13 protein-coding genes are annotated in these 13,542 nt (G+C 60.8%); 8 read left to right on the forward strand and 5 right to left on the reverse strand.

Annotated elements, in window-relative coordinates; all coding sequences use genetic code 11:
• Positions 1–119 precede the first annotated feature (119 nt).
• Genes BM059_RS08160 through BM059_RS08175 form a run of 4 tightly spaced genes read left to right on the forward strand, consistent with a single transcriptional unit; the run spans position 120 to position 3,544 of the window.
• Positions 120–1,754, forward strand: a complete 1,635-nt coding sequence (locus tag BM059_RS08160; protein ID WP_036999570.1) for a methyl-accepting chemotaxis protein — start codon at positions 120–122, stop codon at positions 1,752–1,754.
• 7 nt (positions 1,755–1,761) lie between these two features.
• Positions 1,762–2,376: a hypothetical protein gene (locus BM059_RS08165; RefSeq protein WP_036999575.1), complete on the forward strand. Its 615-nt coding sequence runs from the start codon at positions 1,762–1,764 to the stop codon at positions 2,374–2,376.
• A gap of 50 nt (positions 2,377–2,426) precedes the next feature.
• Positions 2,427–2,996: a nicotinamide riboside transporter PnuC gene (gene pnuC / locus BM059_RS08170; protein ID WP_074937876.1), complete on the forward strand. Its 570-nt coding sequence runs from the start codon at positions 2,427–2,429 to the stop codon at positions 2,994–2,996.
• Positions 2,993–3,544: an AAA family ATPase gene (locus BM059_RS08175; RefSeq protein WP_074937878.1), complete on the forward strand. Its 552-nt coding sequence runs from the start codon at positions 2,993–2,995 to the stop codon at positions 3,542–3,544. The genes pnuC and BM059_RS08175 overlap by 4 nt, the downstream gene beginning before the upstream one ends.
• Here BM059_RS08175 and BM059_RS08180 read toward each other — a convergent pair.
• Positions 3,512–3,979: a DUF3429 domain-containing protein gene (locus BM059_RS08180; protein WP_036999578.1), complete on the reverse strand. Its 468-nt coding sequence runs from the start codon at positions 3,977–3,979 to the stop codon at positions 3,512–3,514. The two genes, BM059_RS08175 and BM059_RS08180, sit on opposite strands and share 33 nt — an antisense overlap.
• A gap of 67 nt (positions 3,980–4,046) precedes the next feature.
• Entirely contained in the window at positions 4,047–5,255 is a 1,209-nt protein-coding gene (locus BM059_RS08185) for a sigma-54-dependent transcriptional regulator (RefSeq protein WP_083413245.1), read from the reverse strand.
• A 227-nt stretch (positions 5,256–5,482) separates the two neighbouring features.
• Here BM059_RS08185 and BM059_RS08190 point away from each other — a divergent pair, with 227 nt between their 5' ends.
• The 4 genes from BM059_RS08190 to BM059_RS08205 all read left to right on the forward strand — a co-directional run bounded on the left by BM059_RS08190 (position 5,483) and on the right by BM059_RS08205 (position 9,361).
• Positions 5,483–7,357 (forward strand): di-heme-cytochrome C peroxidase, encoded by a 1,875-nt coding sequence (locus tag BM059_RS08190; RefSeq protein WP_074937880.1) that lies wholly within the window; start codon positions 5,483–5,485, stop codon positions 7,355–7,357.
• 33 nt (positions 7,358–7,390) lie between these two features.
• On the forward strand, positions 7,391–8,584 hold the full coding sequence (locus BM059_RS08195) for a catalase family protein (RefSeq protein ID WP_074937882.1): 1,194 nt from the start codon (positions 7,391–7,393) through the stop codon (positions 8,582–8,584).
• A 181-nt stretch (positions 8,585–8,765) separates the two neighbouring features.
• Entirely contained in the window at positions 8,766–9,032 is a 267-nt protein-coding gene (locus BM059_RS08200) for a hypothetical protein (protein ID WP_036999583.1), read from the forward strand.
• Positions 9,033–9,133: 101 nt separating this feature from the next.
• Positions 9,134–9,361, forward strand: coding sequence for a DUF1272 domain-containing protein (locus BM059_RS08205; RefSeq protein ID WP_036999584.1), 228 nt, complete (start codon positions 9,134–9,136; stop codon positions 9,359–9,361).
• A 49-nt stretch (positions 9,362–9,410) separates the two neighbouring features.
• Here the strand turns inward: BM059_RS08205 and nfuA are convergent, their stop codons facing one another.
• From nfuA to BM059_RS08220, 3 genes are all read right to left on the reverse strand, one after another.
• Entirely contained in the window at positions 9,411–9,995 is a 585-nt protein-coding gene (gene nfuA / locus BM059_RS08210) for a Fe-S biogenesis protein NfuA (protein WP_036999586.1), read from the reverse strand.
• 70 nt (positions 9,996–10,065) lie between these two features.
• Entirely contained in the window at positions 10,066–11,085 is a 1,020-nt protein-coding gene (locus BM059_RS08215) for an acyltransferase family protein (protein WP_074937883.1), read from the reverse strand.
• A 166-nt stretch (positions 11,086–11,251) separates the two neighbouring features.
• Positions 11,252–13,528, reverse strand: coding sequence for a fatty acid cis/trans isomerase (locus tag BM059_RS08220; RefSeq protein WP_074937884.1), 2,277 nt, complete (start codon positions 13,526–13,528; stop codon positions 11,252–11,254).
• Positions 13,529–13,542: the final 14 nt, after the last annotated feature.

Here is a 13,542-nt window from a genome sequence, read left to right on the forward strand (position 1 = left end):
CCGGGCTGCCGAAATGCTATCAGACAACTAGAGTGAATAATGCCTTGATGTGACAGTATTGCCCTGTGCCCGTCGAGGCAGACCTGAAGCCGACAATTACAACAATCAGGAATTCGTCCATGAACAGCTTGCGTAGTCTTCCCATCAGCCGACGTCTTTGGCTGATTCTCGCGTTGGCCATCCTGACGCTGGTCTTGCAGGGCGCCTATATGCTGCGCCAGATCCACACCGACCTGTACAACGGCAAATCGGAAAAGACCGAGCATGTGGTACAGAGTGCCGCCGGCATTCTCAAGCACTTCCACAGCCTGGAAAGTGCCGGCAGTCTGAGCCGCGAAGAAGCGCAAAAACAAGCCATGGAAGTGGTCCGCGGTCTGCGCTATGACGGCCAGGAGTACTTCTGGATCAACGACATGACGCCCGTCATGCTCATGCACCCGATGAATGCCAAGCTCGAGGGCCAGAACCTTTCCGGCTTCAAGGACCCGGACGGCAAGGCGCTGTTCAACGAGATGGTCGCCATCACCCGCAGCCAGGGGGCCGGTCAGGTTGACTACCGCTGGCCGAAGCCCGGTGCCAGTGATCCGGTACCGAAAATTTCCTATGTCGAGCTGTTCCAGCCCTGGGGCTGGATCATCGGCTCTGGTGTCTATGTCGATGACGTGCAGGCGGAGTTCCGCGCCCAGGCGATGAAAGCCATGAGCATCGGCCTGCTGATCGCCGTGTTGCTGGCGGCGCTGGTGGTGCTGATTACCCGCAGCATCGTGCAACCACTGCAGGCGGCAGTGGACGCCATGGCCAACATTTCCAGCGGCGAAGGCGACCTGACCCGCAATCTCGACACCCATGGTCGTGACGAACTCACCGCGCTGGCCACCTATTTCAATGCCTTTACCGAGAAGCTGCGCCACGTGATTCGGCAGATGCTCGACTCGGCAGGCTCGCTGGATCAGGCCGCACGTTCGCTGGGCGACATCTCCAGCGAGGCGCAGCGCCATAGTCAGCAACAGGCGCAGCAGATGGAGCTGGTGGCGACCGCCGTGAACGAAGTGACCTACGGCGTGCAGGACGTGGCGAAGAACGCCGAACACGCCTCCAGCGAGATGCACACTGCCGAGGATCAGGCCAGCCAGGGCCAGCAGAACATCGAAGCGAGCCTGCGCCAGATCGGCCAGCTTTCGGGCACCATCGACAAGGCGGTCGAAGTCATTCAGTCGCTGGCCAGCGAAAGCACGCAGATCGGCAGCGTGCTGGAGGTGATTCGCTCGATTGCCGAGCAAACCAACCTGCTCGCCCTCAACGCCGCCATCGAGGCTGCCCGCGCCGGCGAACAGGGCCGTGGCTTCGCCGTGGTCGCCGACGAAGTCCGACTGCTGGCGCAACGGACGCAAACCTCAACCGCCGAGATTCAGGGCATGATCGAGCGCCTGCAAGGCAACTCCGAGGCAGCGGTCAAGGTGATCAACGAAAGCAGTCGGGCCTCTCAACTGACCGTGGAGCAAGCCAGCCAGGCCGGCGAAAGCCTCGCCCAGATCGCCCAGTCGCTGCGCAACCTCACCGGGCTCAATGCCTCGATCGCCAGCGCCACCCTGCAACAGTCCCACGTGGTGGAAGACATCAACCAGAACGTCACACAAACGGCCGCACTGGCCCACAACACCGCCGAGTCCGCCGAGCAGTCGAGCGCGGCCAGTCAGCACCTCAAGCAACTGGCCGACCAACTCAATCGTCTGCTTGGGCAGTTCCGCGTATGAGACAAGCATGAGCAGCATGCAGCATCAGGAAGTCGATTTCAGTCGACCACAGAACCAGGACCTGATCTGGGACCTGGACAGCATGGCCCGTCGCGAGCTGGCCGAGCGCTTCATCAAGCTGTTCGAGAACCGCCTGTGCGTCTATTCCGAATCGGTGGGGCAGCTGTACACCAACTACAGCCTGCATTTCCCCACCGATCTCGGTCGCAAGATGGTGGTACTGCCCAACCCCTACGCCTTTCACGACACCCTGCATGGCATCGATAGCCAGGCCATTCGCAAGACGGGCCTGTGCGTCTTGCCAGGCCGGGTTCTGGGCAAACCAGGCTTGCTACTCAGCACGCAGATCAAGGATGGTGGACCGGCGCCCAAGACCATGCCGTTCAAGCCCGCGCTGGCGCAGATCATCAGCAACCAGAAGAAGATCGGCGATCTGTTCCTGCCGGTGCTAATGAAGGGTGATCTGCGCGAGTTCGACCAGCAAATGCCCTATATCCACCTGCATCGCCTACAACTGGCGCGCCTTGAACGACTGTCGAGCTTCGAGCGCGACGACATTCAGCAGACCATCACCCGCAAACTGCTGATGCTCTATCGACAAGCCGACAGCCTGGTGTGCTGAGTCGGCGTCCCCAGTACAATCGCCACCCTTTCCTAGTTTGAGGACGCCGGATGTCCTGGCTCGAACTCATTGCTGCCGGGCTCGGCATCGTGGCGGTCTGGCTGACCGTCAGACAGAACCCCTGGTGCTGGCCCATCGGCCTGGTAATGGTGCTGCTGTATGCCTGGCTGTTCTATGACTGGCGCCTGTATTCCAACCTGCTTCTGCAACTGCTGTTCGCCGCGCTGCAGCTGTATGGCTGGTGGCAGTGGACCCGCGGCGGCGAACGCCACGATGGGCGCACCGTCAGCCGCCTGGGCGTGGCCGCAGTGCTGACTGGACTGCTGAGCGGCGCGCTCGGTGCCGGGCTGCTCGGCTATCTCATGGCCACCTACACTGACGCCAGCTCGCCCTGGCTGGATTCGGCGCTGACCGCCTTCAGCCTGGTCGCGCAGTGGTGGATGGCGCAGAAGCGTCTGCAATGCTGGACGCTCTGGGTGGTGGTGGACCTCTGCTATGTCGCCTTCTTTCTGTACAGCGAGCTGTTTCTCACCGCAGGCCTTTACGCCGCCTTCACGGCTCTGGCCATCAGCGGCTGGCTCAGTTGGCGACGCGACCCAGCACTGCGGAACGCGGCATGAAAGTTCTGGTGCTGACCGGCCCGGAGTCCAGCGGCAAGAGCTGGCTGGCGGCGGAAATACAGGCGCGCTTCGGTGGCGTGGTCGTGGGCGAGTACGTACGCCACTTCATCGACGCGCAACAGCGCGATACCTGCTACGCCGACATCGCCGAGATCGCGCGCGGCCAGTTGGCCTGGGAAGATGCGGCACGGGCAGCCACACCCGCACTGCTGATTCTCGACACGCACCTGTTGAGCAACATGCTGTGGAGCCAATGCCTGTTCGGCGATTGCCCCTCATGGTTGGAGGGCGAGCTGTTGGCGCGGCGTTATGACCAGCACCTGTTACTCGATCCCACCGGCGTGCCCTGGGTCGAAGACGGCCAACGCTGCCAGCCACAGTTGGTCGAGCGTCAGGCCTTTCATCAGGCCTGCAGAGACTGGCTGCTGGCTAACGGGCAGCGCTTCAGCGAACTGTCCGGCGACTGGGGCCAACGCCGCCAGGCCGCACTTGAGCATGTCGCAGCGCTACTCGGCTCAACTGATCAGCACGCTGGCCCAGGCCACTAGCAAGCTCAAGCACACCACCAGTGTCAGTGGCGTGCGCAGTGCCGGGTACCACTGTGGCGCCAGCCCCACCCGCACGGCGTGCATGTCGGCCAGGTACAGGCCGACGAAGGAGAACAGGAAGATCGGCAGCGACAAGCCCATGGGCAGCCCACCGGCCAGAGCAGCCCACCCCAGCAAAGGCGGTATCACCGAAAGCCCCAGCTGCAACTTGGCCTTCTCGTCTGCCTCCTCGCCACGCATGGCCAAGCCCCAGTGAATGGCGCCCATGAAGGCCAGAATCACCGCGGAATAATCCAGCAATGCGTCAAGCACGAACGGACGCCAGCCCAAGGGAATCACCCAGATCCCCAGCGCGCCCCCGACGAATGGAACCAGCCCTGCATACCCCAGCAAAACAGCCAATTTTGGCGGCTTCTCGGCGTCGAACGGGTGCATGACAATCTCCTTGGCGACAGTTTGCCAAGCACCTTAGCAGCGTTTATCGAGCGTTACAGCAAGGGCCTCAGCGCAAGCGATGCTTGTGCAGCAGTCGATAGAAGGTCGGCCGCGATATTCCGAGCGTGCGCGCCGCCTGGCTCATGTTGTGGGTATAGCGAGCGAGGACATCGTTCAGCGCCTGCCGCTCGGCCCGCAGGATGTAGTCCTCCAGCGTCACGGGGGCATCGATGCTGGCCTGCATTGGCTGCAGCCCGAGGTCAGCGGCAAGAATCTGTCGGCCCTGAGCCAGCACCAGGGCGCGCACCACGCGATTGCGCAACTCACGCACATTGCCGGGCCAGGCATGGCTGATCATGGCATCTACCGCCTCGTCGCTGAAACGGCGGTGATGGCGAGCGACCGTAGCGCCAAGCTGCTTGGCGAAATGCTCGGCCAGTAGCAACAGATCGCCAGGGTGCTCTCGCAGAGTCGGCGTGTGCAGTTGCCGGGCCGCCAACAGTTGAAACAGATCCGGCCGGAAGCGCCCCTGCTGAACCGCCGGCATCAGCTCGTCTCGATCCAGGGTGAACAGCGCTGCATGCGGATGGCGCTGCAGGTGATCCAACAGCTTTTGCTGATCCGCTTCAGCCAGTTGCCCAGGGTTTTCCAGCAGTACACTGCTTACCGTTGCAGCGCTGAGCGCAGTGACATCGAGTTCTTCGGCGCAATCGATACAGCGCAGGTAATGTGAAGCACGGGGTGAACGCTGGTGCAGCAATCGCGCCAGCAGGTGCTTACCGCTGCCGGGTTCGCCACTGATGAGCAACGGACCCTCATTGCGCCCCAGAGTATCCAGCAGCTTGCGCAAGCTGCGCGCAGGGCCGCTATTACCGAGAAACTGCAGTGGCGCTCGCCCGCCTTTCAGTCTGGACAATCGAGTAGCCGCCTGAGCCTGAAGCAAGGTTTCCAGCAATCGCGGCATTTCTGGCGGAATCGGCAGCGTTGCGAAGAGCCCTTCGCCGGCCAGCTGTTCACAGGCTTGCATCAATCGTGCGTCGTCCACCAAGGCTACGCCCCCCAGTCCAGAGCACTGCAACTGCTTGAGCAGCGCAGGACTGGGAGGCTGATCGAGATGCAGCAGGAGCGCATCAGCAACATGGCTGGCGAGCATTTCCGGGGAGCAAGGCTTCAAGGTCCAGCCGGCAGCCTGCAATGGCTGGAGCAAGGTGTCGTATGCATCGAAAGGTTCAAGCACCAATAATTGCCGGGATGCGAAGGAAACTGCCTCGAACATATTCCATCCTTGGCGCCATTATTTTGTAATCCCAATAAAAACAATACTTTGGCGCGTGCAATTGTAACGCTAGCAAGAACTTTGACGCCCCATGGATCATTTCTCTATATCCATTGTTCCTGCTGGTTATTGCGCGCCGCTTCAGATCACAGCGATGGCATCTTGCCAACGCTGTGCAGTATTGGCATAACAAGCAACTTAATAAGAACGCCACAAGGATGTCTCTGATGCGTCTGCTCCGCCGTACCCTCAAGCTCATCCTTCTGTTGGCCCTGATCGGCGTCGCAGTGGCGCTGTATTACGTGGCCAATCCCAACCTCCCGGCGTATCAGCAGCCGAACCAGTTGCACTATTTGCAGCAGTGGAGCGAGGAGCAGCGTCAGACCTACTACTACACGCCCCAGGGCACCACAGTTAAAGGCCTGCGCTATGACTGGTTCAACGCGCTGGAAATGCCGTTTGGTAAGGAAAAATTCGCCCGCCTCGACTACCTCGCCCGCTTCGGTTTTCTCACCGATCCGAAGCAGCAGCCCAGCGATCTGAACCCCGGCAATCTGCCGGTCGGGTTTACCCGCCACCAGGACAGCGAGAGCGGCGAGCATTTCCTCGATATCAGTTGCGCGGCCTGTCACACCGGCGAATTGCGTTATAGAGGCCAAGCCGTGCGCATCGACGGTGGCGCGGCCCTGCACTCCCTCGCCTCCACCGTCCCCACCCTGCGCGGCGGCGGTTTCGGCCAGGCGCTGGGCATGAGCATGGCCTTCACCTACTACAACCCGCTGAAATTCCGCCGCTTCGCTCAGCAAGTGTTGGGTGACCAGTACCCACAAGGCCGTGATCAGCTGCGTGAAGATTTCAAGCAGGTGCTCGACAGACTGCTGGCGACGGCATTCAACGATTGGCATCGTGGCCTGTACCCGACCGAAGAGGGATTTGGCCGCACCGACGCCTTCGGCCGCATTGCCAATACCGTGTTCGGTGATGTACTGGACGAGGCCAACTACCGCATTGCCAACGCGCCGGTCAGCTATCCGCAACTCTGGGATATCTGGAAGTTCGACTGGGTGCAGTGGAATGGCTCGGCCATGCAGCCGATGGCGCGTAACGTCGGCGAAGCCCTTGGCGTCGGCGCCAGCCTGCATCTGCTCGACGAGCACGGCAAAGGCGTCGCCGAAGCGGATCGCTACGCTTCCAGCGTGCGCCTGCATGACCTCTACACCCTCGAAGAAACCTTGAAGCGGCTGCAGCCACCGAAATGGCCGGAAACCGTCTTCGGCAAGGTAGACCTGCCGCTGGCCAGCCGCGGTAAGGCGCTCTACACCGAGAATTGCGCCTACTGTCACGCCCCGGATCCCAAGCCCCGTGATCAGCGCCTGGCGCCTGCGCGCGACCCCGAATGGAAGATGCGCGTTGTGCCGATCAGCATCGTCGGCACAGACCCGACCACTGCCGATAACATCGCTGACCATCGCTTCGACATCAGCCGCCTGGGCTGGACCAAGGCTGAACTGTCGCGCCTGGATGTGAAGCTGTTCGGTTCCAGCCTCGATGATGTCGATTTCAAGAGCATTTCCAGTGCCAAGGGCCTGGCCTACATCACTGCCTACGTGGAAAACCGCGCTTATCAGGATGCCGGTATCGCACCACGCCAGCGCAAGGAAATGGACGGCTATGGCCTGCCCATCGGCGTTCAGGAAAAGCGCGGCTACAAGGCCCGTCCCCTCGACGGCATCTGGGCTACTCCGCCCTTCCTGCACAACGGTTCGGTGCCCAACCTGTTCGAGTTGCTGTCACCCGTGTACGAGCGGCAGGCACAGTTCTGGGTTGGCGACTTCGAATTCGACCCGGTGCGCGTGGGCTATCGCAGCGACGAGTTCCCAGGCGGATTCCTGCTCGATACCCGCATCACTGGCAATAACAATGGCGGTCATGAGTTCCGCGATGGCTGTCGCCAGGAAGGTGTAATCGGACGCGCCCTGTCGCCGGACGAGCGCCTGGCCCTGATCGAATACCTCAAAGTGCTCGGTAATGCTGACCTGGAAACTCAGCTCAGCCAGGCACCGGTGCGTCCCTGGACACCTGGCCCCAACTGCGAAGGCTGATTTCAACCGATACCTAGAACAAGGATTGCAACGATGTTGAAACGCTTCTGGCTCTGGCTCGGTCGTCTGCTCGGCAAACTGCTGTTCACCGTCGCTCTGGTCGGCCTGATTGGCTGGGGAGTGGGCGAAGCTTATTACGCCTGGAAATTCTCCGGCCCGGTCTCCACGCAAGAACAGATCGCACCGGATGAAGCGGCGCTGACCCGGCTGATCATCGAAGATGCGGTGCGCATCGTCGAGCAACACCGCGATAACACCCGCGTGCTGCGTGACGCCCACGCCAAGGCCCATGGCTGCGTGAAAGCCGAGGTGCAGGTGCTGGATACGCTGGATGCGTCACTGCGCCACGGCGTGTTCAGCGAACCCGGGCATACTTGGCAAGCCTGGATGCGTCTATCCAACGGTAACGCCTATCCCCAGTTCGACCGTGCCCGTGATGCACGCGGCATGGCCATCAAGCTGCTCGACGTGCCTGGCGAGAAACTCATGAAGAGCCCGGCGCACGCAGGCGAGCAAGACTTCGTGATGTTCAACCATCCGGCCTTTTTCGTTCGCGACGTGGCGGAGTACCACAGCAATTTCGCCGCCCAGGCCGATGGCAAGAAGGTTCAGGCCTTCTTCCCCAGCTGGGACCCGCGCACCTGGGAGCCTCGTCACCTGGTCATTGCCCTGAAAACCCTGGCTCCAGCGCCAGAAAGCCCTGTGGCCACCACCTACAATTCCATCGCGCCCTTCAAGCTCGGTGAGCTGAACATCAAGTACCGCGTGATACCTGCACCGCAGAACTGCCCACCCTACGAGCTGCCAGAGCAGAACAACGCCCTGCCCAACTTCCTGCGCAATGCGCTTTACCAGCAGCTGTCACTGGACCGCGCACCTGCGTGCTTCGAGTTGCAAGTGCAAAAACAGAATGCGCAGTACTACATGCCAATCGAAGATCCGAGTGTCGAGTGGAGCGAAAAGATATCGCCCTTCGAAAGCGTTGCACGTATTACCGTGCAACCTCAGGACTTCGATAGCCGCGAACAAAACCTGTTCTGCGACAATTTGTCCTTCAACCCCTGGCATGCCCTACCAGAACACCGCCCGATCGGCGGCATAAATCGCTTACGCAAATCGGTATATGAGGCAGTCAGTGCCTATCGGCATCAGCGTAACGCGCCAGCCCCCGCTGTTACTGCGCCGCAGCCGAGTGAAGAAGAAACCGAGTTGGAACTTTCGCAGTAGAAAGTTGTAACCCGCAAGACGCCTGAAGTGTTCACCAGGACACTTTACGGCGGCAATAAAACTTTTTTCAGTAACGTGTGACTTATGGGTTCGCTGCGTTCATCAACAGTAATGTAAGGCCAACAGCAATAACCTGATGGCCGCAATTAATTACTGGGATCAACTCGGAGAAACCGAACCCATGAACACTCCGCTGCGTTTTAACGAAGCCCTGCTGATTGCCGATCGCGCCTTCCGCCCGTTCCAGTGCGTAGCCTGGGCTCCGCAGGACGGCACCGGCGTCGTCAGCATCAGCGTCATCGACCGCACCAACACCCGCCTGCTCGGCCGCCAACTGTCCAGCGCCACCTACAGTGACCCGCAACAGCTGGAAGCTGCGCTGCAGCGCTCCCGTGACGAGCTGCGCAGCCAGGGCTTCGACCTGGCGCCGTGGAGCATGCCGGAGTAACTCGTTTCGGGGCGCCTTGCGCGCCCCTCGATTTGCCCGTTGCGCTTAGCCCCCGGCGACTGCAGACTGCTGCGATCACCCACTGTGCCGAGCTTAGCGCCATGCTTGAACTGCGCCCCAATTGCGAGAACTGTGACTGCGATCTACCTGCAGCCAGCAGTGACGCCCTGATCTGCTCCTTCGAGTGCACCTTCTGCCGTTCCTGCGCGGAATCCGTTCTGGCGCTGCGCTGCCCGAATTGCAGCGGTGAACTGGTAAAGCGCCCTATTCGCCCAGCCGAAAAGCTCGAGCGCTTCCCCGCTTCCAGCACGCGCGTACTCAAGGCCTGAAATGAAAAGGGGCGACTCCGGTCGCCCCTTTTACATCTGCTCTGGCCTATCAGTAGTAGGCGTTCTCGCGGTTGCTGTGATCGGTCACATCACGCACACCCTTGAGTTCAGGAATGCGCTCGAGCAAGGTTTTCTCGATGCCTTCCTTGAGGGTGTAGTCAGCCTGGCCGCAGCCCTGGCAACCACCACCGAACTGCAGTACGGCGATGCCCTCTTCGACCACATCGATCAAAGTGACCTGGCCGCCGTGGCTGGCCAGGCCGGGGTTGATCTCGGTCTGCAGGTAGTAGTTGATGCGCTCGTTCAGCGGGCTGTCCTCGTTGACCATCGGCACTTTGGCATTCGGCGCCTTGATGGTCAGCTGGCCACCCATGCGGTCGGTGGCGTAGTCGACGACTGCGTCTTCCAGGAAAGCCTCACTGATGCCGTCGATCCAGGCAGTGAAACTGGCCAGGCCAACGGCGGTGTCTTCAGGTTTCTGCTCACCCGGCTTGCAGTAGGCAATGCAGGTTTCCGCATAAGGCGTACCTGGCTGAGTGATGAAAACGCGAATGCCGATACCCGGAGTGTCCTGCTTGCTCAGCAGCTCGGCCAGGTAGTCTTCGGCAGCTTGGGTAATGATGATGGCGCTCATGGCAACTCCTCACGGTCATGCGGCGAATTGTACGCCAAGTGACGCCCTGAATATAGTCCTACTAATTTACTCAGGATAGTGACTGCAGCCTTCCTGAGTCGGTTCGCTGGCCGACCCAGAGCTTGGCGCGGACGAAAAAGCGCTTTTCGATCAACTCGTAGCTGCCCCAGGCTGCCACTGCGATCACCGGTATGCAGGCAGCGATGACCAGGGTCGGCTCAAGATCGAGTCTGGCCTGCAGATACCAGCCCAGCGATAGCACGATCACGTGCAGCAGATACACCGAGTACGAGCAATCACCCATATGACTAAACAGGCGATTGCCCCTGAACCAAGGCTCCATGGCGATGCAGGCGGCGACTATCAAGACACTCGGTACGCCCCAATGCAGTAAACGCATGGAGTTGTCGAAGTGGTAGATGGTCAGCAGCGCTGCACTGATGACCAGCAGTGGCAGCCATAGGCCCTGACGAATCCAGCCCCGTTTGTAGATCACGCCCAGGCATACCCCGAGGACGAACTCATAAACGATGCTGTTGCGGTAGAAATCGCTCATCCACGGCTGCGTTGCCAGCAGGCTGAACGCTGCCAGGGCCAGGACGATGAATAGCAGGCGCAATCGCTCGGTAAAGACGAAAGCCAAGGCAAACAGCAGGTAGAAGAACATCTCGTAATTCAGCGTCCAGCCGACATTGAGCGTCGGATAGAGTCCAAACCCGCCGGGATTCTCGGCCGGGATGAAGAACAGCGAGAGCAGCAGATGATGCAGGTCGAACTCCTGCACGGGCATCACCGGGTTGACGAAGGCGATGATCAGCGCCGCAATCAGCGAGTAGAGCCAATAGGCCGGGACGATACGCAGCACGCGATTGAGCATGAAGCGCCAGGGCGTGATGCTCTTGCCCTGGGTGGAGAGATAGATCACCAGGCCGCTGATGACGAAGAAGATGTCGACGCCAACAGCACCCCTTTCGGCAAACAGGCGGCCGACGAAGCTGTCAGCCTGAAAATCGAAGAACACCTGCATGACATGATGAAAAACCACAACCCAGGCTGCCAACGCCCGTAACGCCTGTACTGAAACCAACATTGAACCGCCATTCCCCCTGTTGCCGAGATCGAAACCGGGTTGCCTGGAAACAGGCAACCACAGGGTCCGACCGCAGCACAGCGAGAAAGATCAGCGCAGCGAAACAATGAACGACGGGGTGTAAGCCGCGCAGCAGACACCTCAGCGTCTGCCGCGCCAGGTCATGCTAGAGATTCTGGTAGCGATTCATATCCAACACCCCCGCCTCAATTGGCTGGGTTTCACGGATACGCTCGGCCAGATCGTGGAAATAGCGCCAGAACTCGGGATGACTGCGGCGCACGCCCCAACGCTCGACGATAGTCTCGAAGGACTTGGCGTCGCTGACAGCCTCCATCTGCTTGACGAAGGCATCCACCTCAGCGGCTTTGACGTTGAACAGGAAGTTCGGGTAGCTGCTCAGCACTTCCGGGTAGATGGTCAGGGTGTCCAGGCGCGGTTGATAACGCAGCTCCTCGCCCAGCATGAACGCCACGTTGCTATGCGCGCGGTTGCGCAGCAGGCTGTAGATCTCGCGCGAACCGTCGCTCAGCTCCACCCGCAGCATGGTTGCTTCCGGCAATTGATCGATCACCCGCAGGCCACCGGCCGGGCGGCTGGCCAGGCGCGCCAACGCCTGCTCGGTATGTTGCAGTTCCTTGGGCAGGCCATCGCGATAGCAATGCGCGCCCGTGCAGCGGTTGATCGGATCAGGGCGCGCATTGAGCTTGGCGTAGCGCTGCAGCAGCTGTTCGGCGAACTGCTTCTTCGGATCGTTGCCGGCCAGGCCAATGGCGCTTGGTGAGCGGTGATCGACCGAGGTGTAGTCCAGCAGCATCTTCAACTTGCCGCTGTTCTGATACCAGTCATCCAGATAGGCCTCCCGCGAGCGGGCCGGCAACAAACGCAGGAAGTTGACCTCGGCACCGTTGCGGATCAGGTCGAAATACAGGCGCGTCTGTGCCTGATGCGAGACGTTACCGAACACGTCGAAATTGACCACCAACTGGTAGTAGGTGCGCTCCAGCAGCGGATAGTCCAACCACCACAGGGTCTGCGGAATCTCGCCGAGCAGGCCTTTGCGCACCGAAGCGCTGTCGTGCTGACGGAAGATCGACAGCAACGCGTTGTCGTTGCCACTCCAGATGTGCGCCCAGTCCGCGGCAGGTGCGTCAGCATAGGCGTCCTTGCGCAGGTTCTCGTAATCATTGCGCTTGTCGCGGTAGTTACGCCACAGGCCCAACAGATCGCCAATGTCATCGAACTGGCCAGGCATGGCCAGCAGCGGCGTCGCCTCGCGCTGATATTCGGCATCGGTGATATAGAGATCGTGCTCCGGCGCCTGGAACACGGCCCAGAAGTTGTCGCGAATCACGTCAGTGGCGATCTGCCCGCGGCACACCGGGCCACGGATGAAGGTGCGTACGAAGTACTCGGCGTTATCCAGCATGAACTGGTAACGCGCCCGCGCCGGAATCGCGGCGAAGGTTTCGAAGGGATTGGCGCGGCGCTGCGCACCGTAGCCTGGCACGGCATCCAGCGCCCAGTCCTCGCCAAAGAACAGCTCCTTGACCCGCGCCAGCTTGGCGTCACCCAGCGGATAGGTGATGTGCGTCTTGTGCACGATCACGCCCTGGATCGGCCAAAGGCGGTAATAGAACTCGGTGCCCGGATCATCGTTCGGGCGGCGTGTGGCGATGGGGTCGATGGGTTTGCCGCTGGGGGTGCGCGAACGCACCATCTGGAAGAAGTGGCCGGGCTCACCACCCTCGAAGTGCAGGTGGGCGAGGAACAGGTGCTCGTACAGCCAGCGCGACACCAGGTCCTGCCGTGCGCCGGGCGCATTCATGAAGCTTTCCCACTCCGCCACCTGGCGCAACTCAACCGCGCTGGGCTTTAGCGCCTGTTCGGCGACCGGCGCGCCCTGCGCCAACCATTGCTCCAGAGTGGCGTATTCATCATCGTTCAGGCCGGTCACCGCGAACGGCATACCGCCATGGGGGTTCTTCTGCGCGTAGGCGGCGAACTCGCCCGGCAATGGGCAGCTGTTGCTGCGGGTAATGGCAATGTCGAGGTTGTCAGGGAGCTTCGCGTTGGGCTCCAGCGGCTCGCTGCGACCCAGCTCGAGCATGCGCTTAATCAGTGCCGCCTGGCCGTTCTCGCCATCGAGCACCGAATGAAAGTCGCGTTTACGCCAGGCCGCTTCGCCTTGCGCGTCCAGATACAGGCGCGTGGTCGCTTGCGCCTCGCTGCGCATGCCGTCGTAGACCAGTTGCTTGCTGGCGCCACGCAAAATGCCTTCACCGCTGCCGAGATTGAGCTGGCACGGTGCGTCGTAGCAGGTGTGGCAGGCCACGCACTTGTGGGTAAGGATAGGTTGCACGTCGTCGATATAGGAAATCGCTTCCGCACGGGCCAGGCCTGCTGCGAAAGAAAGAAGAAAAAGAGCAGCAGGCTTGAGCATGACCACATCCTTGA

Source organism: Ectopseudomonas composti (genome assembly GCF_900115475.1).
Taxonomy (GTDB): Bacteria; Pseudomonadota; Gammaproteobacteria; order Pseudomonadales; family Pseudomonadaceae; genus Aquipseudomonas; species Aquipseudomonas composti.

Bases quoted from the DNA above. Each gene is read 5' to 3' on its own strand.
- BM059_RS08160 (WP_036999570.1), top strand. From the start codon at position 120: ATGAACAGCTTGCGTAGTCTTCCCATCAGCCGACGTCTTTGGCTGATT.
- BM059_RS08165 (WP_036999575.1), top strand. From the start codon at position 1,762: ATGAGCAGCATGCAGCATCAGGAAGTCGATTTCAGTCGACCACAGAAC.
- pnuC (WP_074937876.1), top strand. From the start codon at position 2,427: ATGTCCTGGCTCGAACTCATTGCTGCCGGGCTCGGCATCGTGGCGGTC.
- BM059_RS08175 (WP_074937878.1), top strand. From the start codon at position 2,993: ATGAAAGTTCTGGTGCTGACCGGCCCGGAGTCCAGCGGCAAGAGCTGG.
- BM059_RS08180 (WP_036999578.1), bottom strand. From the start codon at position 3,979: ATGCACCCGTTCGACGCCGAGAAGCCGCCAAAATTGGCTGTTTTGCTG.
- BM059_RS08185 (WP_083413245.1), bottom strand. From the start codon at position 5,255: ATGTTCGAGGCAGTTTCCTTCGCATCCCGGCAATTATTGGTGCTTGAA.
- BM059_RS08190 (WP_074937880.1), top strand. From the start codon at position 5,483: ATGCGTCTGCTCCGCCGTACCCTCAAGCTCATCCTTCTGTTGGCCCTG.
- BM059_RS08195 (WP_074937882.1), top strand. From the start codon at position 7,391: ATGTTGAAACGCTTCTGGCTCTGGCTCGGTCGTCTGCTCGGCAAACTG.
- BM059_RS08200 (WP_036999583.1), top strand. From the start codon at position 8,766: ATGAACACTCCGCTGCGTTTTAACGAAGCCCTGCTGATTGCCGATCGC.
- BM059_RS08205 (WP_036999584.1), top strand. From the start codon at position 9,134: ATGCTTGAACTGCGCCCCAATTGCGAGAACTGTGACTGCGATCTACCT.
- nfuA (WP_036999586.1), bottom strand. From the start codon at position 9,995: ATGAGCGCCATCATCATTACCCAAGCTGCCGAAGACTACCTGGCCGAG.
- BM059_RS08215 (WP_074937883.1), bottom strand. From the start codon at position 11,085: ATGTTGGTTTCAGTACAGGCGTTACGGGCGTTGGCAGCCTGGGTTGTG.
- BM059_RS08220 (WP_074937884.1), bottom strand. From the start codon at position 13,528: ATGCTCAAGCCTGCTGCTCTTTTTCTTCTTTCTTTCGCAGCAGGCCTG.